Source organism: Shewanella oneidensis MR-1 (genome assembly GCF_000146165.2).
Taxonomy (GTDB): domain Bacteria; phylum Pseudomonadota; class Gammaproteobacteria; order Enterobacterales; family Shewanellaceae; genus Shewanella; species Shewanella oneidensis.
This window is the reverse complement of record NC_004347.2, coordinates 3,019,907-3,045,825: the sequence shown is the minus strand read 5'-3', so window position 1 is coordinate 3,045,825 and position 25,919 is coordinate 3,019,907. Positions and strand designations below refer to the sequence as shown.

The window sequence follows — 25,919 nt, the reverse complement described above, 5'->3', positions numbered from 1 at the left end:
GTTAATGATTCGAATTCATGGAAACACTGGAGTATTTGCCATCACAGTCTTGGGGCGCTGTGCCAGATTGTGCTATGGTAAAAGCAGTGTTCCTCTGTTGTAGGTGTCTAAAATTGAGCATCAATATTCTCAAAACCTTAGGTGATGGTCGTCGTTATATGAAGACGTGGCCTATGGTTAGACAACTGGGTTTGTATTTTCCTGAGTATCGGGTGGTACGCGCCACTCAGCTTGCCATTCTGGTGATGCCAGTACTGGCGGTATTGGCGAGTGTGAGCCAGCTCTATACCTATGGCTGGGCTTTTTTACCTCAAGCACTCACGATTGCATTGTTTTTTATTAGCCTGCCGTTGCAGGGCTTGTTGTGGTTAGGTTGGCGTGCGCGCCATCCATTACCGTTATCGCTCTTCGACTGGAGTAATCAGCTGAGTGCGAAATTGACTGCCATGGGCATACATTGCCAATCCCTGGGCGCTAAGGCGTGTTACCTTGATATGGCGCTCATCTTAAAAATAGCCTTTGAGCGCTTAGATGCCAGTTATTGGGAGGAGCTTTAAGATCTCCCTTGGCGTCTTAGTACACCGCATTAATGCCTTGAGAGCTAAATACGGCTTTAATTTTTTCCATAGTTTCGCGGCTGGGAGGCGCGACACCGTCGAGTTGATAGCTTTCTCCCATTGCTTCCCACTTATGTTTGCCAAGTTCGTGGTAAGGCAGGAGTTCCACTTTTTCAATATTCTTCATGGGTTTGATAAACTCGGCGAGCTGTAGAGCTGAGGCCTCATCATCGGTAAACCCACCCACGACCACATAACGTATCCATGTTGGCTGATTGCGCTTGGCGAGATACTCGGCAAATTGCAGCGTTCTGTGGTTACTGACTTTAGTCAGTTCGATGTGTTTATCGTCATTCATTTGCTTGATATCGAGCAAAACCAGATCGGTATGATCGAGTAGCTCATCAATCACAGGCGTATACTTACGCACAAAGCCATTGGTATCTAAACAGGTATGAATGCCTTCTTTTTTACAGGCCTTAAAGAGTTCGGCGACAAACTCAGCTTGTAAAATGGCTTCACCACCGCTGGCGGTAACGCCACCATTGCTGGCATCAAGGAAGGGGCGATAGCTAATGATTTGGCTCATTAACTCATCAACTTGCACTTCCTTACCGCCATCGAGATCCCAGGTATCACGGTTGTGGCAATACTGACAGCGCATTAAACAGCCCTGCATAAAGGCGATAAACCGTATGCCTGGACCATCCACTGTGCCAAAGGATTCCACTGAGTGGATCCGACCGGTAACTGCCATTGTGACTCCTGTTGAAATAAGTGAGGCTGTAGCACATTGTACTACAGCCTTACCTAATTTAGCTTACAGACCTTTTGTGAATGTACGCGTGATCACATCTTGCTGCTGTTCTGGAGTCAGCGAGTTGAAGCGCACTGCATAACCAGAAACACGGATGGTCAGTTGTGGATACTTGTCTGGGTTGACTACCGCATCCTCAAGCATTTCACGGTTCATCACGTTGACGTTCAAGTGTTGACCGCCTTCGTGTCCTTCGTTATGGGCAAAATATCCGTCCATCAGTGCCGCTAAGTTAGTGCGGCGACCATCTTCATCTTTACCTAATGCATTTGGCACGATGGAGAAGGTGTAAGAGATACCGTCCTGTGCGTGGGCGAAAGGCAGCTTAGCCACAGAGGTTAATGAGGCGATTGCACCTTTTTCATCACGGCCATGCATTGGGTTTGCGCCCGGTGCAAATGGTGCACCTGAACGACGACCATCTGGTGTATTACCCGTTTTCTTACCATAAACCACGTTTGAGGTGATGGTGAGAATTGACTGAGTTGGAATCGCGTTGCGGTACATTTTACGGTCGCGAATTTTCGCCATAAAACGTTCAACTAAGTCACAGGCGATATCGTCAACGCGTGGGTCGTTGTTACCAAATTTTGGATAGTCACCACTGATCTCAAAGTCAACGGCGATGCCGTTTTCATCACGTACAGGTTTAACTTGAGCGTACTTGATAGCAGACAGTGAGTCGGCTGCGATTGAAAGTCCAGCAATACCGCAAGCCATAGTACGACGTACGTCTCTGTCGTGCAGCGCCATTAGCGCAGCTTCATAGGAGTACTTGTCGTGCATGTAGTGAATAGCGTTCAGAGAAGTGACATATTGCGTTGCTAACCAATCCATTAAACCGTCTAAGCGATTCATCACATCATCAAAGTTCAGTACTTTGTCAGTGATTGGGTCTGCTTTGGGGGCGATTTGGATCTTCAGTTTTTCGTCCACACCGCCGTTAATCGCGTACAACATGGTTTTGGCGAGGTTGGCACGGGCACCGAAGAACTGCATGTGTTTACCCACAACCATTGGGCTCACGCAGCAAGCGATAGCGTAATCGTCAGATTGGAAATCTGGACGCATTAAGTCATCGTTTTCGTACTGGATTGAGCTGGTGTCGATAGATACTTTTGCGCAGTACTTTTTAAAGCCTACTGGCAGTTTTTCAGACCAGAGCACAGTGATGTTTGGCTCAGGGCTTGGGCCCATGGTGTACAGCGTGTTCAAGAAACGGAAGCTTGATTTAGTCACCAGTGTACGGCCATCTAAGCCCATACCGCCGATAGATTCAGTTGCCCAAATTGGATCGCCTGAGAATAACTCATCGTATTCTGGAGTACGTAGGAAACGCACCATACGCAGTTTCATTACAAAATGGTCAATCATTTCTTGAGCTTGTTGCTCAGTGATGACGCCGTTTTTCAGATCGCGTTCGATATAGATATCAAGGAATGAAGAAGTACGGCCTAAAGACATTGCGGCGCCGTTTTGGCTCTTCACTGCGGCTAAGTAGCCGAAGTAAGTCCACTGGATTGCTTCTTTAGCATTGGATGCTGGGCGAGAAATATCGAAACCATATTTAGCGGCCATTTTCTTCATTTGGCCCAATGCACGGTGCTGCTCAGCAATTTCTTCACGTAGTTGGATAACGTTAGACAAATCTTCACCCGCTTCGAACTGCGCTTGCAGTGAGCTGAATTGAGCGAATTTGTCCTTCATTAAGAAGTCGATACCGTAAAGTGCTACACGGCGATAGTCACCAATGATACGGCCACGGCCATAGGCATCGGGTAAACCGGTTAATACACCGGATTTACGGCAGGCCATGATTTCTGGGGTATAGACGTCGAATACGCCTTGGTTGTGGGTTTTACGCAGTTCTGAATAAATGTATTTAACATCTTCATCTAGCACGCGATCGTAGGCGGCGCATGAGCTTTCCACCATACGAATACCACCGTTAGGTAACATAGCGCGTTTGAGCGGCGCATCAGTTTGTAAACCAACGATAGTTTCTAAATCTTTATTGATATAACCCGCGTCGTGGGAAGTGATGGTAGAAACCATCTTAGTATCGAAATCAACTGGCGCATGGGTACGGTTTTCTTGCTTGATGCCTTCCATCACTTTATCCCACAACTGGGTTGTGGCGTCGGTGGCACCGGCTAGGAATGACTCGTCACCTTCATAGGGAGCGTAGTTTTGTTGAATAAAGTCACGTACATTGACTTCAGATTTCCAATCACCAGGGGTAAAACCTTCCCATGCGTTGGCAAACAGTTCAGTTTTGTCGGTCATCGTACTAATACCTTTTGGTTGAGATAAAGGTCATTGGCGCTCATGGGGCAAACCATGTTGAGTATAGGCCAATCGCTAATTCCTGATTAAAGCTCCCTTCAATATGACGCCCTATGATGGGAACTGGAACTTGGGGATATACATCACGCCAAGTGTCTGTCTATTGATACCCGATAAGATGACAACTATTCGTTTAACGTGGATTATCGGTTATCGATAACTCTTTTATAAATTGGTAAGACCAATTATCCATAAGCATATTAACATAGCTCTTACTGTCTCGCATCTTAAACGGGCGAGTTTGTGCTCAGTTAATCTTAAATTTGCTAGCGAGGTAGCATTTTTTTAGCACAATAAGGATTAAAGCACGCTTTTACTGCTGTTATTCGGCCAGCAATCATCCGTTGTAACCTAGACTGTCGCGCTTTTAACTCACGAAAGCTATCATCGTATCGAATGATTTTTATCGCTCCTTTTGTTTCAGCTCAAAATGCAGCTGTTGTCTTTATTACAGAGGCGTTATTTTAAGGTGTGGCAAGTGATAACAGTCGATCAGTAAAGGACTAAGGTTTCCTTATGTGTTAAATAGTTTTAGGAAGGCGTTATGCAATTAACACTTCACTGTAGTCAAAAAAGCTTCATATAAAAAGGTGATATTTAGCGGTACGTCGAGGTAAAACTAGGTTAAATCTGTTTCATCTTTTGGTAAAACAGGCACGGAACGACGATATTTTAACAGGCTTTACTTTGTAAAAATTGGTATGACCAATTAACCTTTTGTGTTTGTGGCTTCAAAAATTTTACATTTTCCCTGTGAATAGCATCACGCTTTAGTTAACTCTGCATCACAGCTAGCGAGGTTTATATGTTACAAAGCGTGACTTTAGTGAGTCATCATTTAAGCAAATCATAATGTATGTACATTAGTGCGTCATAATGGATGTTTTGATTGGTTTGATTTGCGCTTTGGCGCTGTAGCAGGAGAGACCTATGTTGCAAGTTCGCGTTCGTTTATCTGGTTTAGGAGTTTAGTTATGAAAGACTCACACTCTAACGCCTCACAGGCGTCGGCGAATGGCCATGAGTCAGTGCCGGTTTCTTCACACTTTAGCTGTTATTATCAAGCTGAAATTTATGGCAAAAGCAAAGTGGTTAAAGCGCCTTGGCAATCCTTTGGTTTAGCGGTGTTTGCGGGCGCCTTTATTGCCTTAGCGTTTGTGTTTTACCTGACGGTAACGACGGGCGCAGGTGATAGTGCATGGGGCTTAGTACGTCTTGTGGGCGGGATAGCCTTTAGCTTAGGGTTAATTTTGGTGGTGATTTGCGGCGGTGAGCTGTTTACCAGTTCAGTCTTAAGCAGCGTAGCTTGGGCGCAAAAACAAGTGACCACCAGTGAGTTGCTCAAATGCTGGACGCGAGTTTATCTGGGTAACTTTGTTGGCGCCATGTTGATGGTCGGCTTAATTATGGCTGCGGGGTTATACGAACTCGATGGTGGTAATTGGGGCTTAAATGCATTGAAAGTGGCTCAGCATAAACTGCATCATACTTGGATACAGGCATTTAGCTTAGGTATTTTATGCAACATGCTGGTCTGCCTTGGTATTTGGATGACCTTTGCCAGTCGCGAATCGCTAACCAAAGCGATTTTATTGATCCTTCCTGTGGCCATGTTTGTCAGTAGCGGCTTTGAGCACAGTATTGCAAACCTGTTTATGGTGCCATTTGGGATAACAATTCAAGCTGTGGCAAGTCCTGAGTTTTTTGCCTCCTTGGGTGTTACCCAAGAACAATTTGCCGATTTAACCGTGGCAAACTTCATCTTCAAAAATTTAATTCCGGTGACCTTAGGCAACATCGTCGGCGGTGGGGTGATAGTCGGCCTCGGTTATTGGTGGATTGAGCAGGGTCAAATTGCTTTACCCGATCCGCAAAAATCCCATCAACCCCATTTTTTCGCGTCACCACTGCATACTGAAAAGGTGAAAAAAAGCCAAGAGAGCAAATAGCGACAGCTCTTCACGTTAAAAGCCTAGTGTTTCTTCAATGCCCAGTTTCACTGGGCATTGTTGTTTTATTTTGGCGGGAAGTATTTTGCGTATTTAAGTTGTAAAATTGACTTATTATGCACTGATTTATATAGCACTTTAGTTTATAGTGCGGCCATTTTATGTTGGACAAAAAATGGTGTATCTATGACAACTCCGGCCTCAACAATTCAGTCTTCTAAGGCAGCTCAGACTGCTAACGCACCTTCAATACCTCCCATTCCTTCACAATTCCAAATGTCTGATACTTTAGTTATCATCTTTTTTGTGGCATTGCTTGCGGGATTAATGACTTACATTATTCCTATTGGTTAGTTTCAAGCACTATAAGTGCATTATCTTGCTGAAGGTGTCGATAAAGCTCGCACAGTCGTTGATCCTAATTCCTTTGCCTATCAATTAGATGAATCGGGTGAGCCCCAATTGCAACCCATTGCTTTATTTAAAGGTGAGTGCGGGGTTGGCTTTTTTAACTTTGCGTTTGAAGGCTTAACCTCTGGCTCTAAATGGGGCAGTGCGATTGGTGTCATCATGTTTATGTTTGTAATAGGGGGCTTCGGCGTGGTAATGGCCACAGGCAGTATCGATAACGGCATTTTAAAGTTAATCGATAAAACCCATGGTAATGAAAAGTTATTCATTCCGGTCATCTTTACGCTGTTTTCCTTAGGTGGTGTGGTGTTTGGTATGGGGGAAGAGGCGACTGCTTTTGCTATCATAATCTGCCTATTAATGAGCCGTTTGGGCTATGACGGCATCACTACAGTGATGGTGACCTATGTGGCGACCCAAATTGGTTTTGCCAGTTTTTGAATCCTTTCTGTGTGGCGATTACACAGGGCATTGCGGGAATTTCTGTGCTTTCTGGCAGTGAGTTTCGCTTTCCTATGTGGCTGGGATTCACCTTGCTCTGCATCGTCTTTACCATGCGTTACGCCCATCGCATTCAGCAGCAACCTAGTTATCAGTCCGATGCTTATTTTCGAGAGCATCATGCCAATACGACACTAGGGTCTGTTGATCTTTGCTGTACAAATGTTGTTCAGCAATGCATCGGCAGCCACATTAACATAAACGCCAGTGACACCATACTGGCGTAATTTCTTGCTAGCTTGTCATATCTTGTTGATATTGCTCGATAGTGTTTTATTCTTCCAAAAGCATTCTCCACTAAATGTCGATACCGATATAAGCACCAATCGACTCTTTCTTGAGGTGTATTCTTATAGCGGCGCCTTGGAATAACAGATTTCCCGCCTTTATTGGCGATAAGTTCACGAAAAGCATCGCTGTCATAACCTTTATCTGCAATGACGGTATCAACCTGCTTCAGGTGCTCAATTAAGCTGGGGGCGTGTGTAATATCGTGTTTTTGGCCTTCTGATAATTCGAAATAAATCGGTAATCCTCCGCTGTCGACGGCTAAGTGAATTTTGGTTGAATTACCGCCTCGACTTTTACCAATACTCTCATTACTTAGCGTCGCTGCACCTGCACTGTGCTGGTGAGCTCGCACTATCGAGCCATCAATAAAGACCCATTCTATATCAGCAAGGTTGGCTAAGGCCTTGAATAAATGTGCTAGAACGCCTTTCTTAGACCATAAATGAAACCGTCTAAAGACCGTGCTCCAATGACCGAACTCTTTAGGTAAATCTCGCCAAGGGATACCTGTTCTAAGGCGGTAAAGAATACCTTCGAATGTTTGTCTATGTTCAGGTTTGTCATAAACACGGCCTGTGCTTTTCATTAAATGAAATAGCTTTTCCCAGCGTGCATCGGTTAGCATAAGTCTTGGCATGGCTTGAGGTTATGGTTACTTTTGGCGAAGCAAATTATAACGTCTTGCCATGCTGTCTAAAAATCACTCTCGAAAGATCAACAGACCCTAGAGAGTCGCATACTGGTTTTAGTGTTGTTAGTGCCTACCATGGTGTGGGTGATTTAGGGCGTGGTAATAAACGCGTGGTTTATCCCCGAAATCGCCAGTCAGTTTTTTACCATGGGTATGGTGGCTGGCTTAATTGGTTGCGTATTTAAACTCAATGGATTGACCCTTAACAAGGTGGCCATTAGCTTTAAAGACGACGCTAAAACCATGTTGGGACCTATACTCTTAGTGGGTTGTGCCTCGGGGATTTTACTTTTGCTTGGTGGTGGTTCGCCCACTGAGCCAAGTGTATTGAATACAATTCTTAATCGTGCAGGTGGTCTAATTGGCCATTTGCCTGATGCCTTATCCGCCTGGTTTATGTTGTTATTTCAATCAGTGTTTAATTTTTTTGTGACCTCAGGCTCTGGGCAGGCGGCACTGACTATGCCGCTGATGGCACCATTGTCGGACATCGTTGGTGTGTCACGGCAAGTCGCTGTACTCGCTTTTCAATTAGGTGACGGACTGACCAATATTATTGTGCCTACTTCAGCTTCTGTGATGGCAACCTTTGAGGTGTGTCGTGTTGACTGGGGCAACTGGCTGAAATTTGTTTGGCGTTTTATGTTGCTACTGATGTTGGTATCAAGTGTTTTAGTGATTGGTGCACATTATTTAGGATTTAACTAGGGCGCAGCTAAAATTTGGGAATAACTCTGTTGAGATTTAGCAGAACATAAAAACGGCATCCAAGGATGCCGTTTTTTGAGTTATCTATCTTCCCTGATGGAAATTAGAATTTCACTTTGTATCCTGCGAATACTACGCGACCCAAGATATTGTGGGTATCGGTATCGTATCCTGGGTAACCTAAGCTGTAGTTAACAGCTGGCATAGCATCAAACAGGTTACGAGCACCCACAGTTACGTTGCCGTAGCTGTTGAAGTCGTAGTTAAATGTCAGATCCCAAGTTGTGAACGACGAAAAGTCCTGCTTATTAGTACCGACTTCTTGTTGCTGCGGTGTTTCACCATCATAGGAATCAATGTATTTAGCAATCAAAGATGTAGAGAAGTCATCAATAGCATAGCTAAATGTAGTGTTAAAACGTAGTGGTGGATAACCTTTAGTACCTAACACATCATAACGTTTAGCAATTGGGCTTGCTTGCTCGGTGTATTCCAGAGCATAAGTGCCTTCAACTGCAAATTTAAATGTACCCAAGTCAGCTAAATCAAAGTTTGACGTAAATGATACGTCAAGACCTGAAGTTTGTACGCCATCCATGTTGATGTTGCCAGCACCGATCTCATCGATAGTGCCATCAGCTTTACGTTTAACATAGATGTAGTTAGGGTCATAAGCACCCAAACCACCAATAGCTTCTAGGTCAACGATAGTTTGTGCATCGATGTAGCTTACTTGGTCGGTAATTTCAATGTTGTAGTAATCAACAACGAAATCGATATTCTCAGTAATATTCCACACTGCGCCGAAAGAGTATTGAGCAGATTTCTCTGGTTCTAGCTCTTTATTACCTGAACTCTTACGCAGATATTGGGTATCTTCGCAAGCAGGGTTACCTTTTTGCTGATCTGCTGGCAGACTTTGGCAGAGAGTTGTGTCGGTGACGTAGTCATAGCTGGTTGCTGGTTCACCTAACAAATCATCCAGTGAAGGTGCTCTAAAACCTTGGCCATAAGATGCGCGTAACACTAAGTTATCTAAGGCTTCGTAGCGAACGTTAACGGAGTTAGAAAGCTGGCCTACATCTGGCAAGCTATACTGGTCGTAACGGCTTGCTAGCTTCACATTCAGGTGATCTAATACTGGTAGTTCTAACTCAACGAATGCCGCTTTGTAGCTTCTATCACCTGCAGAATCGCCACCGTAAGTACCTAATACGTTACCTGCTGCTTGTTGCGCGTCACGGGTATCTTTGTATTCAATTTTTTGGTATTCCATACCAACAGCATAACCTAAGTCACCACCAGGTAAGGAAATTGGTGCAAGCGCGGCCCATGACAAGCCAGTACCAGTTGTATTTGAGGTTGCTTTACGAGTTGCTGTGTGTAAGAACGTGTCTAGAGTGGCTTGAGTCGCATTACCACCTTCAACGAATGGGTTATACAAACCTTTATCAACCGCTTCTTGCAGCTTATCTTCGAATACATAAGAGTCAGTTTCAATGTTCACGATTTGATCTGAGTATTGTACATACCAGCTCAGAGAGCCTGCATCTAACTCAAGGTTTAGACCAGTTACTACGTCAACTACATTTGAGTCGAATTCAGTTGTACGATCTGCTACACCTTTCAATCGATGGTAAGCTTGCACTTCTGACGCGTTAGCTGTGCCAAACGTTGGGTTTAATGGGTTATCTGCGGCGATATACAGGTTAGGTGTCCATAATGCGGTAGAAGACGTGATTGATTTGTCACGCATAACAATTGCTTGACCAAACCACTCTAATTCATCAGTAATACGATAAGTCATATTTGAGAAGACAGAATCTTTTGTCTGATCGGGTAAATAGTCTGTTCCGTCAAAGTGATTAAAGCCACAAGCTGAACCTGCTTTGCTGGTGACTATGCGATCCGCAGGACAGTCTTTACCTGGCACTTGTAAACCAGTGTATACAGGATCGCTAAATGTACCATCTGCGCCTTTTATTGGGCGAGAAGCTACTGGACGATATGTTCCTTCAGGTGCATATAAAGCACTGCGACCGTATTTTTCGTCCCAGTTAGCCGTTAAATGAGGACGTTGACCGCCTTCGAGTGGATCAAATTGCTTGTGTTCGATGATTACTAAGCTGCTGCTTTTATCGCTGGTATTACCGAAAGTGACAGAAGCTGATTTTTCATCTCTACCGCCTTGAGTTGGATTACCAAATTTTGCGTCGAATGCTAAACCATCGAAGGTTTTCTTGAGAATAATGTTAATTACACCGCCGATAGCATCTGAACCGTAAATTGCTGATGCACCATCGCGTAATATTTCGATACGCTCAATAGCATCCATTGGGATTAAATTGAGGTTGGTTGCATCGCCACCAAAAGTTGCTGATGGTGCAATTCGACGTCCGTTGATCAGCGTTAAGGTGCGGTTTGAACCTAAACCACGCATACCTGAACTTGCATGGTTACTCGCAGAGCTACCAGCATCACTAATGAAACTACCCGCCGTGTTAAATGGCATCTGCGCTAAAACTGCTGATACATCGCTTAAACCCGTCTTAGCAATATCTTCCGCTGACAACACTGTCACTGGTAGTGCTGATTCCATATCTGTTCTCTGAATACGAGAACCAGTCACTTCAATACGTTCAACCTTAGCGTTATCATCTTCAGCTGCAAAAACTGACATTGTAGATAGAGCCGCTGTAGTGGCACCACCAATTAAAGCAAAGCGAACCGCTTTGGTTAATGTTGAATTAGCGCGCATATCATTCTCCCTTAACACTTGTTATTTGTTTAGTTGTTATTTTAATTAAATACGGAACGTTGTAATAAATAAGTACCTATCTAATTAGTTTTAAGATATAACCACAAGAAAATAACAAGTGCAACAGGCAAAAACATAAGCGTTGCGAGATGCAATACTTTATTGTTAATAAAATGTTTATTATTGGTTTTATTTGTGTATATTTGGAGCGATTTAAGTGGTTTTGAATCGATATCGCTAATGAAAACAGCTTAATATCTAATGCATTGTCAATAAAATGTTTAAAACTTGTAAAAATTGAAAAAGTTTGTAAAAAAATATAATCATACTTTTTTAGTATATCTAAATTTAATTTGAGCAATTTCTATCTTACAGTCTTTTATGCTGTATATAGCATTAGGGTGTTTAGGAAGGTTTTGAAATACAACATGATGTTGTGCGGTTTCGTTGAATTAACTTATTGGGTGTTTTTTACACGGTACATGTTCTTTGGGAATATAAGTTTTTCTTGATGTAACTCGTTTGAAAGTTACTCAGAAAGCTTTTTGGTGTTAAATTTGAATAAATGAAGGAGTGAATATAAATTCACTCCTTCTTCTGGATGATGTGTTGTTTAATTTTAACATTAAGCAATTTAATGAGTTTTACCGAGTTTTATACTCATTATTTAAGTTGAACACTGGTAGTGCTTCCAATATTTTCAACTGGGTTTGGTACATAGTGTGTTAGATAACGAAGTGCTACATAGGCAACTACGATAGTGGCTACGCCGAGTTCAAAATCAGCTAATAATCTTACCCATTCAGTTAGTTCAGCCATTTGACTAAATTGCTCAAGCCAGTGGGCGGTTTTAAAGAGCGCTGTTGCACCGATCACCATTGGGAAGGTAAAAGCCGCATAACCAGGGCTAAAGGGTAATTTTAGTAGATGGAAAAAGGCGAGGTAGATGACGCTAGTCATCAGAATCGCGATGCTCACTAATATCGCCACTACGGCTATGGATGGTTGCTCACACACGGTGAGATAACCTGCAAGGGATAAACTTGCTGGGGCAGCAAGGATTGCAATGGTAGGTTTAGCTGCATCCGGAATAGCTTGGCAGAAGATTAAACGATAGAGCATCAGTGGCAGCATGATTAAATAGGCGAGCATACCGAAGGCTAAAATCGTGTTAACTAACCAAGGCTCACCATTACTAGGGAAAGAAACGGCTGCCACTATGATGCCAATCGGTGGTACGAACCAGCTAGGCACCATATGTTCGAGTTTAAAGTCGATAGCACGGTAGTAGATAAAAGCGCCTAAAAATACAACATGAATTGCAATTGCACCTAACCAAAGAGCTAATCCTGCATGGGGGAAATAGTGACCAAGTAGGTTAGATACCACCATTAATGCCATGGCAAAGGTCGGTATGACGCTGCCGATGACGGGATGGCTAAGTTCATTTTTGAGCACTGTGGGATGCAGTAAAAACTTACCTGTAAGCATCAGTAGCAGGGCTGAGGCAATCATTGCACCGGTTAATTGACCCCAGCCGTTCAATGAAGGCATCACACTTTCCCAGGTCCAACCTAAGCTTGCGATAGCAAGGGCAAGCCCTCCCATGGGGCTAGGTAATTTTGCGGCCTGTGCGGTCCAACGTTTACGTTTTGAAGTCATTTTACTTACCTCTCAATACTGATATTCGTTTGATAGAGAGCCTATTTGATAATCTCAGTGTATGACTAAGTCTAAAGTAAATAAAATTGATTAAATTTATTTAAAGGTTCAAAAAATATTAATCATGGTTTGCGTTTACAACGCAGTAACGTATGCCCGAGCCCAAGGTTGTCTGTGTCCTCATCGACGTATAAACCCGCTTGATGCAGCAAGGCCATTAAGTCCTTAGAGTGATACATTCGGCTATTGCCATTGGCCATAGCGGTAAAGTATAAGCTCGTGGCGTTAACGCAATAAGCAGAGGCGGCTGAAGGTTGTCTATCCCAGAAGGTTTCAACAATGAATAATTGGCTATTTGCTGTCATGGCTTTCGCTGTACGTTGCAAAATGCTTAAAATTTGCGCCTTAGAGAAGCAGTCAAGAAACTGGCTCATCCAATAGGTATCTGCGCCTTCGATAAAGGGGCGCGACTCATCAAGTAGATCGGTAGCAAAGGTGCGGACTCTATCGGTAAAGCCCCGCTTTGCAGCATTTTCTTTCGCAACGGCTAATTGCCCTGGGAAATCCATCAGTGTGACTTCAACCTCTGGATCAAATTCGCAGCAACTCAGGGCCCACTTACCAGTGTTACCACCAATATCGACTAAGTGCTTGGGGCTATGGTCAAAGACTAAGGGCAAGATCTGTGGGAAAGCATGATCAGAATAATAATGGTCGAATGCAAACCAACTCTCTTTCGCATCTTGGGGCAGATCTTTGAGTGCAGGATAGATGGTTTGCCAGTCACCAAATACGCTTAACCCCGCAGGTCGACCATCGAGCAACGCCTTATCGAGTTTAAATAGTCCTTGATAACACACGTCTTGTACAAAATTGAGGTTGATTGCCGCCATATCATCGTGCAGTAAAAAATAACCTGTTTTGTCGAGGACGTAGGCATCTTCGTTGAGCCAGACCAGCCCCATGCTAAGTCCCATATCCAGCAATACACCAAGGGCGTATTCATTCAACATGTTCGTTTGGGCTAATTGCGCTAAGGTCGCCCCTTGGTCACCAGCTTTATCAATGGTGGCTAATACTTCAAATTTGAGTAGACAATGAGCGACTTGAAAACTCACGGGTCCAAAGGCAATTTTCTGTGCCTCAAATTTAGCGTCAAAGGCGCTTAACTCTTTCGGATTTTGGTAGAAGGACATAAAAGACGGACGTTAATCTTGGAGGAGGCTATTTATAGCGAACTGAATTGCTAAAGCTAGTATTGCACGAGAAAACTATGAACTGTGTCCAACTTAATGGATAAATCAGCATCTTGGTTGATGAGTTATCCGTTGGGGAGAGGTTGGATTGCCAACCATTAACTGTCAGGCATAAAAATACCCAGACAGTGCTGGGTATTTTTTATCGATAAGTTATGAGATTACTGGATATTTTCTTCGTCGCCAAATTGGCCTTGGAACAATACTGAAGATAAGTAACGCTCTGCAGCTGAAGGCAGTACTACCACAATGGTTTTATCCGCAAACTCAGGCAGAGCAGCGATACGGTTAGCGGCAACCACGGCAGCTCCTGAAGAAATACCCACTAAAATACCTTCCTCCTGCATCAAGCGGCGCGCCATTTCAATTGCTTCATCGTTGGTGACTGTCTCAACGCGATCGATAAGCTCGATATCAAGGTTACCTGGGATAAAACCTGCGCCAATCCCTTGAATTTTATGTGGGCCAGGTTGTACAGGTAATCCCGCTAAGGTTTGAGTGATAACTGGTGAGTCGGCAGGTTCTACCGCCACCGAGGTAATCGCTTTGCCTGCCACTTTTTTCAAGTAACGGCTGACACCCGTGATAGTACCGCCAGTACCCACACCAGCAACAAACACATCGACAGCGCCATCAGTGTCATTCCAAATTTCTGGACCTGTGGTTTTTTCGTGGATCTCGGGGTTGGCAGGGTTATTAAACTGCTGCAACAAAATATATTTTTCAGGCGCCGATTGACGGATCTCTTCCGCTTTATCAATCGCGCCTTTCATGCCTTTGGCGCCTTCGGTCAGCACCAGATTTGCACCTAAAGCTTTAAGCAACTTACGACGCTCTAAGCTCATAGTATTTGGCATGGTCAGGGTCAGCTTGTAACCACGAGCTGCTGCTACATAGGCTAAAGCGATACCCGTGTTACCGGATGTTGGCTCAATCAGCTCATGATCTTTGGTGAGCAGTCCTTTTTTCTCGGCATCCCAAATCATATTGGCACCGATACGGCATTTGACACTGAAACTGGGATTGCGTGATTCGACTTTCGCCAGCACTTTACCTTGGCTTACTCGGTTTAAACGCACTAACGGGGTGTTGCCAATAGTATATGAATTGTCTTCGAAAATTTTGCTCATGGATTGCTTGCTCCTATGTTTGCACACTTGAATCATAATCACCTGTGGCGCTTTTAGAAGTGATTGTTTGTTCTTCTTTATTCGATTTAGTTATTAAAGCCTGAATGGTTATTCGTAAAGCCCAATTGGCAGTGGGTTTAAGTGTGTTAACCTCTTCCCAACATCAATAAAAAAATTGAAGCATAACAAGAATAACCACTTGATGTTTCAGTGATACAAACGCTTATTGGACTCGGATTTTAACCATTATGAAGCAACAACAAACGGACTTGGGTAAAGATCCAAAAACAATGGTCACCCCTAAGGCATTCACTATTGCTGAATCGGTACTTTATACCCCCCTTGCGACTCCCCTAAAGCGGGCGTTGGCGATGTTAGTCGATGGGTTATTTATCGCACTCTTCGCCGAGCAAATGGATTGGTTGTTTGTGCTGTTGGTGGTGGGGATTATTTATATCGAAAAACGCAGCCGCCAGTTTGGTCGTTTACTTAAATGGGGGCTTTATGCCGCTATGCTAGTGCTAATGTTATTTACCTCTGCAACTAGCTTATGGGATTTCCATATAGCAGAAAAATCCTCCCGAGTTGCATCCAGCTCCCATGAAATTAACGAAGTGATACCGGCTATCCCCGCACTTGTTTCTTTGGGATTGTGCGAAGACGCCAACTGTGCCCGCCAACAAATTCTCTCCTTAACGCGCAGCATGGATAAGGTTGATCCCACTGATATGTCGCCGCTCGAACGTCGCGATATGGTTTTAGCAACGCTTGGTAGCGCAAATGTATCAGAGGTTGATAAGGCGCAGTTACGCAGCGAGACACTTAACGGACCACTTTGGCCTGCGGTTGATGTGTCAATGGTCAAGACGCCGCCCACACTTACTCAAAAAGAGAATATTTCATCGCAGGCGCCGCAGTCTGCCAGTTTGGCATTGCTAAAACCTAACTCTGAACAACAAATTGATAAACAAGGAGAGGAGCAAATAGACGAGCAAGCAATGCTAAGCCAGAGTCAACCGACTCAAATATCCCGAGCATTGAATGACAATCCCGATGAGGATGAAAGTCGCAGTATAGTTGCTTGGATTAAAGGCTTTACGAGCGATATGGGGTTAGGATTTGGTTGGGCAGCATTCTACTTTACGGTGTTTACTGCCAAATTTGATGGTCAGACCTTAGGCAAAAAACTCTTAGGCATTCGCGTTATTCTACTCGATGGCGCTAAAATCAGCCTTTGGGCAGCCTTTGGCCGTTATGGCGGCTATGCAGCGGGCTTTACGACTGGCTTACTTGGCTTTATGCAGATATTTTGGGATGCCAATCGGCAGGGGATCCAAGATAAAATATCTTCCACAGTCGTGATAGACTTAGCGCAAATGCATAAAAAGCAACAATTAGAGCAGCAACAAGCGCAGGCAGAATCAGCATTTGCCGCGGTGTCGACACTGGATAATGCGACGTCTGCTCACCTTACAACAAGTACCCGTTTGGAGCACCTATGAAACAGGTCGTGATTTCTGGCAGCGGTTTATTTACGCCGCCCCATGGTATTTCTAATGAAGCTTTGGTAGAGAGCTTCAATGCCTATGTGGATATGTTTAACCTTGAAAACGCAGGATTGATCGAGCAGGGTCATGTTGAGGCTCTGTCCTATTCCTCCTGCGAATTTATTGAAAAAGCCTCAGGCATCAAGCACAGATATGTGATGGTGAAAGAGGGCATTCTCGATCCTGAAGTTATGATGCCGCTTATTCCGGAGCGCAGCAGTGACGAGTTATCTATGCAGGCCGAAATTGGGGTTGAGGCGGCATTGATGGCACTTAAACAAGCTGAGCTTAAAGCGGAGCAAATCGATTTAGTGATCGTCGCCTGTGCTTATACTCAGCGCGCGTACCCTGCGATGGCAATTGAAATTCAGCGTGCGTTGGGCACCCGTGGCTACGGTTACGATATGCAAGTGGCGTGCTCTTCGGCGACCTTTGCGATTGTGGCTGCAGCGAATGCGATTGCTACAGGTTCGGCCTCACGGGTACTGGTCATTAACCCCGAAATATGTTCAGCGCAGGTAAATTATCGTGACCGTGATAGTCATTTTATCTTTGGTGATGTGGCTACCGCAGTGGTACTTGAAGAGCAAAGTTTAGTGGCGCCTAATAAGGGCTTTACGATTCTCTCAAGCCGCTGCTTTACCGATTATTCGAATAATATCCGCAGTAATTTTGGCTTTTTAAATCGCTGCGATCCGAGCTCGGCACATCAGGCGGATAAGTTGTTCCATCAACAGGGGCGTAAAGTATTTAAAGAGCTGTTGCCGATGATTTATCAGCATTTAGATGAACACTTAGCCGAGCAATCCTTGACGCCGCAGTCCTTTAAGCGTTTATGGTTGCATCAAGCCAACATTAATATGAACCTATTTGTGGTGAAAAAACTGCTGGGGGATGAGGTTGCGCCAGAGCAGGCGCCCGTTGTGCTCGATGAATATGCCAATACGGCTTCGGCAGGTTCTGTGATTGCTTTCCATCAATATTCCGCTGACTTTAACGCGGGAGATTTAGGCCTATTAAGCTCCTTTGGCGCGGGTTACTCTATTGGCAGTGTGATTTTGCAAAAACGCTAAATCGTATCAAAGCTCGATTGCCTGTCGTGGGGTTGAGCTTCCTTGCTCAAGTTTATTGGATCACAGATACGTGCTAATCAGTATCTCTATCTTAAGCCAGCAATCGTTGTTGCGGGCTTAAGTACTAAAGTCTTCAGGTATTATTTGCTGCCTAGAATCTAGAGCAACCAAGCATAGCTTAGCTTCATAAAATAGGTCTTCTCATCCCGAGTGAGCCGCGTGAGCTCATCATCCGAGGATAAACTATCGGAATAGCCCAAATAGAACACACTCTGGGGATTGAGTTTGTAGCCATAGAGGATTTCATTACCTAAGTGTGCCTCTTCGCTGTCGGGTGTCGAATACAAATACTGCGCAAGATTACGCTCGATTTGGGTGTAAATGCTTGATAAGCGAATAAAGCTATGCAAGCTCAACTGCCAGTGGAGGCGCATATCCGTGAGGTTAGCGGTAAATAACGTGTCTTGTTCCACATCCATATGTTGAAATTGGTGAGAAATCTCCATCGATAGACCGTTGGCAATTTTCCAGTTCAATATTGGATTGATTAAGGTGTTTGTGCCTAATCTGTCATTGAGAAAATCAATCTCATCGCCATAGTGGATTTCAAGCTCTAGGCTGAGGGCCGAAATCGGTGTGATGGCACCGTAAAGCCAGCCTTGGGTTTCTTCATATTGATTGCTGTTACCTATCACGGCGAGTTGCGCAGCATCATGGCGAGGGCCAACTCGCTCACGGGTTTCGACCCCAAAGGAAAGCTCACTCTGCTGCGCACCATACATTTCCCAAAAGATTTCAAATTCTTGCTCGAGTTGTTCTCCGGCCTGATTGTGGGTGATATCCCAATCTCCGCCAAATTTTATCTTGTTAAACCACACCTCTGGATACCAAATTAAGCCACCGCCAGCCATAAAGCTGTGATAGTCAATTTTCTCCACAAAGCCTAAATCAGCACGAAAATCGGGGGATACGTCGTGATACTCACTATAGGCGAACCAATCGCGGGTGTTATGCTCATAGGTGAGTTGATACAAGCTGCCGCTAAAATGCTCATCCGATTGGCTACGTAATACTTGCTCATTGACTTGGCATTGACCAAGTTCACAGAGTAATGGCGTCTGGCCACAGGGACGGTTTTCAGTGATTTCCCCTTGCACATCCCCACAAAACTGTCGATACATTGCGGTGGGATAGAGGGTTTGCGAGAGGGCGACCTGAGCTGTAAGGATATCTTGCTCTGTGGGTTGATATTTTGCATCTAAGCTCATGACATAATTATGATCATCATTTTGCGCGGCAACCTCGGTCAGTTGATTATCGGCACTGGCTTTGACCGTTAAAAGGGTGCCCAAAGAGAAGGTTTTATCCATGTCGAAGCGGTAACGTGCTGCCAGATTGAGGCTTTCTTGATTCAATGAGGCCACTTCAGAACTTAAATTACCCGGCATCAAAAAGGTGGTTTGGCTGTCATTGGTTGCCAGCAGTGCTAGGGTATGTTGCTCGGTTTGGCTGGTGAGTTTGAGTCCGTAATTAGGGGAAACAATATTGCGGGTGTGTAGCAGATCCACTTGAGTATCGAAGTAGTCTTTATTATCGAGGAAAAATGGCCGTTTTTCGTCGTAAAACAACGCGAACGTCGTGTTGATATCGAGCTGGCCCTCATCGGATTCCACTTGAGAAAAATCGGGATTAATGGTTGCATTCAGTAAGGTTCGGGCATTAATACCCCAACGTAAATCCAGCCCAGGTTCATAGTCCGTTTCTGCTTGCCAGCCGTTTTCAGTGTTATGTTCATTGCGATTAGCGACAAAAGCGGGAGTGATTTGCAGATCTTGCCCCTGCTTGGCGGACGCTAAACCAGAGGCCACCCCTAACTGGCATAATTGGCAACTGACATTGCGGTCAATTTTATGGGTGGAAATGCGGTGGTTTTCATTGCGTGGATAATAGCGGATCAGTTCAAACCCCCAGGTTTGAATAGACTGCTTATCATCAAAATTAAATAGCCTTAGCGGCAGTTCCACTTCCACCTGATAGCCTTGGTCGGTGATTTTTGCTGCGGTTTTCCAAATACCATCCCAAGCTTCGCTCTCTTCGCCAGTGAGTTCATTCTCCATCGAATCTAATTGCACGCCCAGTGGGTTGATAAAAAACTGGTAGGCTAAACGCGCGTTATTAAAAGTGTCGAGTTTAATCCCCACCAAATCGTCACCCCAAAGATTATCTCTGTCCTTCAGTGTGGCGCGTATTTGCTTGGGCTGGCTATCTTTGGCGATAAAAGCGATAAACAGGCTGGTTTGGGTCGCGTAGATTTTGGCCTCGGTATAAACCGGGGCGGCGGTGTTTTCACCTGGTTGTGTCTCATAGCGTAACTCGGTAAGCGCAGCGTACTGCCAAACTGCCTCATCAAACTCACCATCGATATTCGCAGCGCCATCAAGGGTTGGGATAGTTAACTGAAATTGGCTAGCAAAGCCTGCCATACATGGCGCACTGATAAACACCACACTTGATAACAATAACGGAAGAAACGTCTTCAACGACAAAGCCCCAAATTATGCGAAAATGGTTCGCAGTGTGCCAGAAATGCTGGGTTAACAAGAGTGGGCAATTGTTACAAGAATTGTATTGAATCGAGCGCAAAGGCAAGGTAGCACTGGATGGCTTGCATCCAGTGCCAAAGGTGACTATTCGGGTGACACGAGAGGATTACGGTAAGCTTCGCGGTACTTATCGACCCACATGGCGGTGGCGCCACAAATTGCCACTGGCATCACGATAAAGTTAACCACAGGGATCATCGAAAACAGGGTCACTGTTGCGCCAAAGCTAAAACTGCTGCCTCGGGTTTGGTTTAGGGCAAAGCGCATATCTTTAAAACTGACTTTATGATTATCAAACGGATAGTCGCAATACTGAATCGCCATCATCCAAGCGCTAAATAAAAACCACAAAATAGGCGCTAAGGTTTGCCCAACCATCGGCACTAAAAACAGCAGTAAAAACACCAACGCACGGGGCAGATAGTATTTAAGTTTGATCCATTCACGGCCAAGAATACGAGGGAGGTCTTTAACTACATCCATGCCTGAGCCAGTATTCATCGGCTTACCTGTTAATAGCTGTTCGACCTTTTCGGCAAGTAGTCCATTAAAAGGCGCGGCCAGCCAGTTCATCACCGAACTAAAAACAAAGGCCAACATCACCAGCATCGTTGTGACCGCCAGTGGCCAGAGTAGGAAATTAAGCCAGCTTAAATACTCAGGTAACTGAGCATTCATCCAATTAAACAGCACATCGAGCTGACCTACCGCCACGTAAATTACCGCGGCAAACAATAACAGGTTAATCATTAAGGGAATAAAAACAAAGGTGCGTAGGCCTTTACGTCTGATTAAACCAAAGCCATCGAGAAAATAATTCACACCACTTTTACCCTGTGAGGGCGGGGACAATTTCTGTGTCATATCGTCATTCCAAAAAAGTTGAGATACAGCGTGAGGGACAGATAACTGCGATTGTGATCAACTCATCGCAAGATGACAAGCTAAAAGCCACATGAATTCAATAAAAAGCGTTACAAAATACTGCTCGCTTTGCTAAAGTTGGCCAAGCAATTCTGTTACACCAATAGGGCCGATATAGGCCTGCACTGATATCCGTCAACTTCCCGATGATTTTTAAACTGAGACGCGCTAACTGGCACTATGAGATTAAAACAAATAAAACTTGCCGGCTTTAAGTCGTTTGTCGACCCCACCAAAATTCCGTTTTTACAGGCATTAAGCGCTATTATCGGCCCTAATGGCTGTGGAAAATCAAACGTGATTGATGCCGTGCGTTGGGTGCTGGGCGAAAGCTCGGCTAAACACCTGCGGGGTGACTCCATGAGTGACGTGATTTTTAACGGTTCCAGCGCCCGCAAACCTGTGTCGGTGGCGGGTGTTGAACTGGTGTTTGAAAATAAAGAAGGCCGTCTCGCTGGCCAATATGCCAGTTATGAAGAGATCTCGGTCAAGCGGCAGGTGAGCCGCGATGGCGAATCTTGGTATTTCCTCAATGGGCAAAAATGTCGCCGTAAGGATATTACCGACCTGTTTATGGGCACAGGGCTTGGGCCGCGCAGTTATGCCATTATCGAGCAGGGCACCATCTCGCGACTGATTGAATCAAAACCCCAAGATTTACGCACCTTTATTGAAGAAGCCGCGGGGATTTCTCGCTATAAAGAACGTCGGCGTGAAACTGAAAGTCGCATTCGTCACACCCGTGAAAACTTAGAGCGTCTTGGTGATATTCGCAGTGAATTAGGCAAGCAATTAGACAAACTCAGTCAGCAGGCCAAAGCCGCAACACAATATCGCGAGCTGAAACAGGCGGAGCGCAAAACCCACGCCGAGTTGCTGGTGATGCGCTTCCAAGAATTGCAGAGCCAAATGGCGAGTTTGTCGGAGCAGATTAACTCACTTGAGCTGCAGCAAGCGGCGGCGCAATCCCTAGCGCAAACTAGCGAATTAGAAAGCACTGAGCTGCAAGTTAAACTTTCGCAGTTAGCCGAGCAAGAACAGCACGCGGTGGAGGCCTATTATCTGACGGGCACAGAGATCGCCAAGTTGGAGCAACAATTACAGAGCCAAAAGCAGCGCGATGCCCAGCTGCATACTCAGCTCGAACAGTTGAGCGAGCAGCTCACCCAAAACAAAGCCAAATTAGATACTTATCAGGCAAGTTTTCATGCACTTGAAGCCGAGCTTGGCCAACTTGCACCACAACATGAGTTGCAGCAAGAAATGATGGATGAGCTGCAAGCCCAGTGGGAAATGAGTGTTTCACGTAGTGAAGCTCAGACTGAAGTGGCTAGAACTCAAGCGTCGGCTGTTGCCCAACATAAGCTGCAACTCGAATTACACCGCAGCAAACTTGTTCATCAGCAGCAGTTGAATGCCCATAAAACCCAGTTACACCAAGAACAGCAGCAAGAGTTGTCCTCGCTCACTGAGCATGCTTTGGAGGATACCAGCGCATCCCTTAGTCAAGAAATTGAACTCTTAGAACAAGTAATAACTCAGCAAATTGAAGTGAATCAAGAGCTTGAGTTAGCGCTTGTTGAAAATACTCAAGCGTTAGATCTTGCACGCGGCGAATTTGAGCAGCTGTCACAGCGGTTAACCTCAATGCGAGCACGCTTTGAGCTGGTTGAACAATGGCTGGCAAAGCAAGAAGAATTAAGCGATAAGCCGCAGCTGTGGCAAAGCATTCAAGTGGAAAATGGCTGGGAAGCCGCCGCCGAACTGGCGCTGCAGGGCTTAATGACATTACCCGTTGGCGTTAGTGCAAATGAGCTCGGGTTTTATACAGATGCAAGGTGCTTAGAAAAGATTGATGATCATATCGAAGGCTCGCCCATCAAGTTGCCAGCGGATGTGAATCTTGCACCTTGGCTTAATGGGCTAAAATGGGCAGATAATCTTGCCAGCGCCCAAGCGCAGCTTGCTAGCTTGGCGGCCGATGAGCGGATTGTCACTGCCGATGGTTATCTACTCGGCAAAGGGTTTTTGATTGCTAAACAAGACAATAGCCAATCCCTTGTGCAACTGAGTAAAGAACAAACGCAGTTAAGCGAGGCGATAGCCGAGTGCGTGCAGGCGCGGGCAATACAGCAGTCAAAGCTCGATGAGCTTTCGCAGCAACTCATACAGGTGCGTGACAGCGTAAACCAAGGCACGCAGCGCTTGCATCAGTTACAGCTCGATAAAGCCACTAAATCCACCCAGCTTAATAATGCAGAGGCACTAGCCAAGCAGCGCGAAGCTAAACGGGGACAACTTGAAGACACTGTCGCGCGAACGCATGCTGAGTTAGCAGAGCTTGCCGGGCAGTTAATGCTGCTTGCGGAGCAAGAGGATGAACTCGCTGACGCCTTAGCGCAAAGTATTGATAAACAGCAGCAACAAAGCCAAGACGCCCAAGGGGATTTAGCGCGGCATCAAGCGCTTAAGGCTCAAATAAGCGATACCCAGCGGCGTTTATCAACTCTCAATGCGAGTTTGCAATCGGTGACGACTCGCATGGCGGTCAGCACCGAGCAAATCGAATTACAGCGGGTACGTGTCAATGAATTAGTCCAGTCTCGGGAAACGCTGTCTGCCCAGCTTGCCAGTGTCGCTGAGCTGCATGGCGATCAGCAAACCGCAAAGCTGAGTGAACAATTGGCGCTGTTACTCAATCAACAGCAGAGTCAGCAACAGGCGCTAAAAGCACTTAGGACACAACAAAGTTCGCTCACTGAAACGTTAAACAGTATAGGATTAAAGCAAAAACAAGAGCTTGGTAAGCTTGAGGGCTTGACTCAAAGCCTCAGCACGTTAAAGTTACGTCGTGAGGGATTAAAAGGGCAGGCCGATAGCCAGTTGGCAGCCCTGTCGGAGCAGCAAATTGTGCTCGCTCAGATTATTGATTCTCTGCCTAGCGACGGTCAGCCAGATAAGTGGCAGCGTGATTTAGATCAGATCCGGCAAAAAATTATCCGCTTAGGCGCGATAAACCTCGCGGCGATCGAAGAATTTGAGCAGCAAAGTGAGCGAAAATCCTATTTGGATCATCAGGATGAAGATCTCAATAAAGGACTTGCAACACTCGAAGAAGCCATTCGTAAAATCGATAAGGAGACCCGTACCCGCTTTAAAGCCACATTTGATGCGGTCAATGAGGATTTGGGACGTTTATTCCCCAAGGTGTTCGGTGGTGGACGGGCATACTTAGCGCTGACGGAAGACGATTTATTAGAAACGGGCGTGACCATCATGGCCCAACCCCCAGGTAAGAAGAACAGCACAATCCATCTTCTTTCCGGTGGTGAAAAAGCACTAACCGCTTTATCATTGGTATTTGCGATTTTTAGGTTGAATCCAGCTCCCTTCTGTATGTTAGACGAAGTGGATGCGCCCTTAGACGATGCCAACGTAGAACGTTTCTGTCGATTATTGAAGGAGATGTCGCAGAGCGTACAGTTTATCTATATCAGCCATAACAAAATTACGATGGAGATGGCTGATCAACTTATCGGTGTGACTATGCATGAGCCGGGAGTATCCCGTATAGTCGCAGTAGATTTAGAGCAAGCGGTGGCGATGGCCGACGCGTGATAACTAGAAGAAAGACAGGGTAACCAATGGAAGATTTGCAACTAGTTTTGTTCGTTTTAGGCGCCATAGCCATAGTTGCTGTGCTGGTGCATGGATTTTGGTCTATCAGAAGACAACAACCTAAGTCATTGAAAGATAGTCCAATGGGCAATTTCTACAAAAAGCAGGCCGAGCGAGGTGAAGCTGCACCTGCACCTAAGCGTGTCGATGCCGAAGGGTTCGACTCAGATGGTATTGGCGCCGTAAGAGTCCGTAAGGCGAGTGAATCTCAAACTCCTGAGGCTCCAGCGGTTAATCCTTATTTAAAGCAAGAGGCTAAAGTTGAGCCGCAAATTGAGCCTAAGCCACAGTTTAAGCAAGAACCCAGCATGGCGCAGCCCGACTTTAGTTTGCAATCCCCGAGTGTGGATGAGCCACACCGAGGCACGAAGGCGTCTCGTCAAGAGCCGGTATTGAAAAGCAATACTGCGCACTTAAATCAAGAACACGCAGGTCAATCCCATGCGGCGATGGTGGCGCAAAAGGTGGCTGAAGAGCAACGTGCTCAAGTACAAAAGCCGACACAAACTGCCTTGTTTGATGACGAAGTGTATCAAGAACAGCAGCCTCAAGCGGTTGAAGAAGCTCCGGAAACTGAAGAGAGCTTAGGCGAACCGCGGGATGTATTAGTATTGCATGTCGTTGCTAAAGAAGGTCAGCAACTTAATGGTGCTGAATTATTACCTTGCTTCTTAACGCTGAATTTTAAATATGGCGATATGAATATTTTCCACCGCCATGTCGATAATGCGGGCAATGGTAAGGTGTTGTTCTCGATTGCAAATATGGTTAAACCTGGTGTATTTGACCCTGACAATATGGAGCAATTCAGCACTCTAGGGGTGGTGTTTTTTATGACGCTACCTTGTTATGGCGATGCCTTAATGAATTTTTCTATTATGCTGAACTCGGCGCGGCAACTGGCGGACGATATTGATGCGGTAGTGCTCGATGGTCAGCGCCAACCTTGGGGCGAATTTACCAAACAAGATTATTTGCACCGTATTCGCGCCAACGCCTAATGCAAGCCGCGACACC

15 protein-coding genes and 2 pseudogenes are annotated in these 25,919 nt (G+C 45.3%); 8 read left to right on the top strand and 9 right to left on the bottom strand.

Features of this window, described 5'->3' with window-relative positions; translation table 11 throughout:
* Positions 1 to 113 precede the first annotated feature (113 nt).
* Positions 114 to 557 (top strand): terminus macrodomain insulation protein YfbV, encoded by a 444-nt coding sequence (gene yfbV, locus SO_RS13510; protein ID WP_011072819.1) that lies wholly within the window; start codon positions 114 to 116, stop codon positions 555 to 557.
* Positions 558 to 573: 16 nt separating this feature from the next.
* Here the strand turns inward: yfbV and pflA are convergent, their stop codons facing one another.
* Together pflA and pflB are read right to left on the bottom strand one after the other, a co-directional pair.
* Complete coding sequence (pflA, locus tag SO_RS13505; RefSeq protein ID WP_011072818.1) at positions 574 to 1,314, bottom strand: pyruvate formate lyase 1-activating protein; 741 nt, start codon at positions 1,312 to 1,314, stop codon at positions 574 to 576.
* Positions 1,315 to 1,377: 63 nt separating this feature from the next.
* On the bottom strand, positions 1,378 to 3,660 hold the full coding sequence (gene pflB / locus SO_RS13500; RefSeq protein WP_011072817.1) for a formate C-acetyltransferase: 2,283 nt from the start codon (positions 3,658 to 3,660) through the stop codon (positions 1,378 to 1,380).
* Between the two features lie 1,034 nt (positions 3,661 to 4,694).
* On the opposite strand from pflB, the gene focA reads away from it, so the two are divergent.
* On the top strand, positions 4,695 to 5,669 hold the full coding sequence (focA, locus tag SO_RS13495; RefSeq protein ID WP_011072816.1) for a formate transporter FocA: 975 nt from the start codon (positions 4,695 to 4,697) through the stop codon (positions 5,667 to 5,669).
* 186 nt (positions 5,670 to 5,855) lie between these two features.
* Positions 5,856 to 6,724, top strand: a pseudogene (locus tag SO_RS13490) (transporter permease); the annotation flags it as partial.
* Positions 6,725 to 6,750: 26 nt separating this feature from the next.
* On the opposite strand, the gene SO_RS13485 reads toward SO_RS13490, so the two are convergent.
* Positions 6,751 to 7,509, bottom strand: coding sequence for an IS5-like element ISSod6 family transposase (locus tag SO_RS13485; protein WP_011071731.1), 759 nt, complete (start codon positions 7,507 to 7,509; stop codon positions 6,751 to 6,753).
* Between the two features lie 99 nt (positions 7,510 to 7,608).
* Here SO_RS13485 and SO_RS13480 point away from each other — a divergent pair.
* Positions 7,609 to 8,271: pseudogene (locus tag SO_RS13480) on the top strand (transporter permease); the annotation flags it as partial.
* Positions 8,272 to 8,374: 103 nt separating this feature from the next.
* On the opposite strand, the gene SO_RS13475 reads toward SO_RS13480, so the two are convergent.
* From SO_RS13475 to cysK, 4 genes are all read right to left on the bottom strand, one after another.
* Positions 8,375 to 11,029 (bottom strand): TonB-dependent receptor plug domain-containing protein, encoded by a 2,655-nt coding sequence (locus SO_RS13475; RefSeq protein ID WP_011072815.1) that lies wholly within the window; start codon positions 11,027 to 11,029, stop codon positions 8,375 to 8,377.
* Between the two features lie 663 nt (positions 11,030 to 11,692).
* On the bottom strand, positions 11,693 to 12,691 hold the full coding sequence (locus SO_RS13470; protein WP_011072814.1) for a TDT family transporter: 999 nt from the start codon (positions 12,689 to 12,691) through the stop codon (positions 11,693 to 11,695).
* Positions 12,692 to 12,813: 122 nt separating this feature from the next.
* Positions 12,814 to 13,887: a methyltransferase gene (locus tag SO_RS13465; protein ID WP_011072813.1), complete on the bottom strand. Its 1,074-nt coding sequence runs from the start codon at positions 13,885 to 13,887 to the stop codon at positions 12,814 to 12,816.
* 221 nt (positions 13,888 to 14,108) lie between these two features.
* A complete protein-coding gene (gene cysK / locus SO_RS13460; protein WP_011072812.1) occupies positions 14,109 to 15,077 on the bottom strand; it encodes a cysteine synthase A in 969 nt (322 codons plus the stop codon).
* Between the two features lie 248 nt (positions 15,078 to 15,325).
* On the opposite strand from cysK, the gene SO_RS13455 reads away from it, so the two are divergent.
* Both SO_RS13455 and SO_RS13450 read left to right on the top strand, forming a co-directional pair.
* Entirely contained in the window at positions 15,326 to 16,579 is a 1,254-nt protein-coding gene (locus tag SO_RS13455) for an RDD family protein (RefSeq protein ID WP_011072811.1), read from the top strand.
* Positions 16,576 to 17,697 (top strand): beta-ketoacyl-ACP synthase III, encoded by a 1,122-nt coding sequence (locus SO_RS13450; RefSeq protein ID WP_011072810.1) that lies wholly within the window; start codon positions 16,576 to 16,578, stop codon positions 17,695 to 17,697. The genes SO_RS13455 and SO_RS13450 overlap by 4 nt, the downstream gene beginning before the upstream one ends.
* Positions 17,698 to 17,855: 158 nt before the next feature.
* Here SO_RS13450 and SO_RS13445 read toward each other — a convergent pair whose 3' ends face one another.
* Positions 17,856 to 20,237, bottom strand: a complete 2,382-nt coding sequence (locus SO_RS13445) for a DUF5916 domain-containing protein (RefSeq protein ID WP_011072809.1) — start codon at positions 20,235 to 20,237, stop codon at positions 17,856 to 17,858.
* A gap of 147 nt (positions 20,238 to 20,384) precedes the next feature.
* The gene (cysZ, locus tag SO_RS13440) at positions 20,385 to 21,164 is read right to left on the bottom strand and encodes a sulfate transporter CysZ (RefSeq protein ID WP_011072808.1); all 780 of its coding nucleotides are present in this window, start codon (positions 21,162 to 21,164) and stop codon (positions 20,385 to 20,387) included.
* A 240-nt stretch (positions 21,165 to 21,404) separates the two neighbouring features.
* Here cysZ and smc point away from each other — a divergent pair, with 240 nt between their 5' ends.
* Positions 21,405 to 24,842: a chromosome segregation protein SMC gene (smc, locus tag SO_RS13435; protein WP_011072807.1), complete on the top strand. Its 3,438-nt coding sequence runs from the start codon at positions 21,405 to 21,407 to the stop codon at positions 24,840 to 24,842.
* Between the two features lie 26 nt (positions 24,843 to 24,868).
* Complete coding sequence (zipA, locus tag SO_RS13430) at positions 24,869 to 25,903, top strand: cell division protein ZipA (RefSeq protein WP_011072806.1); 1,035 nt, start codon at positions 24,869 to 24,871, stop codon at positions 25,901 to 25,903.
* The last annotated feature ends 16 nt before the right edge of the window (positions 25,904 to 25,919 follow it).

Bases quoted from the DNA above. Each gene is read 5' to 3' on its own strand.
- SO_RS13475 (WP_011072815.1), bottom strand. From the start codon at position 11,029: ATGCGCGCTAATTCAACATTAACCAAAGCGGTTCGCTTTGCTTTAATT.
- cysK (WP_011072812.1), bottom strand. From the start codon at position 15,077: ATGAGCAAAATTTTCGAAGACAATTCATATACTATTGGCAACACCCCG.
- SO_RS13455 (WP_011072811.1), top strand. From the start codon at position 15,326: ATGAAGCAACAACAAACGGACTTGGGTAAAGATCCAAAAACAATGGTC.
- SO_RS13470 (WP_011072814.1), bottom strand. From the start codon at position 12,691: ATGACTTCAAAACGTAAACGTTGGACCGCACAGGCCGCAAAATTACCT.
- zipA (WP_011072806.1), top strand. From the start codon at position 24,869: ATGGAAGATTTGCAACTAGTTTTGTTCGTTTTAGGCGCCATAGCCATA.
- SO_RS13465 (WP_011072813.1), bottom strand. From the start codon at position 13,887: ATGTCCTTCTACCAAAATCCGAAAGAGTTAAGCGCCTTTGACGCTAAA.
- pflB (WP_011072817.1), bottom strand. From the start codon at position 3,660: ATGACCGACAAAACTGAACTGTTTGCCAACGCATGGGAAGGTTTTACC.
- focA (WP_011072816.1), top strand. From the start codon at position 4,695: ATGAAAGACTCACACTCTAACGCCTCACAGGCGTCGGCGAATGGCCAT.
- pflA (WP_011072818.1), bottom strand. From the start codon at position 1,314: ATGGCAGTTACCGGTCGGATCCACTCAGTGGAATCCTTTGGCACAGTG.
- cysZ (WP_011072808.1), bottom strand. From the start codon at position 21,164: ATGACACAGAAATTGTCCCCGCCCTCACAGGGTAAAAGTGGTGTGAAT.
- SO_RS13450 (WP_011072810.1), top strand. From the start codon at position 16,576: ATGAAACAGGTCGTGATTTCTGGCAGCGGTTTATTTACGCCGCCCCAT.
- smc (WP_011072807.1), top strand. From the start codon at position 21,405: ATGAGATTAAAACAAATAAAACTTGCCGGCTTTAAGTCGTTTGTCGAC.
- SO_RS13485 (WP_011071731.1), bottom strand. From the start codon at position 7,509: ATGCCAAGACTTATGCTAACCGATGCACGCTGGGAAAAGCTATTTCAT.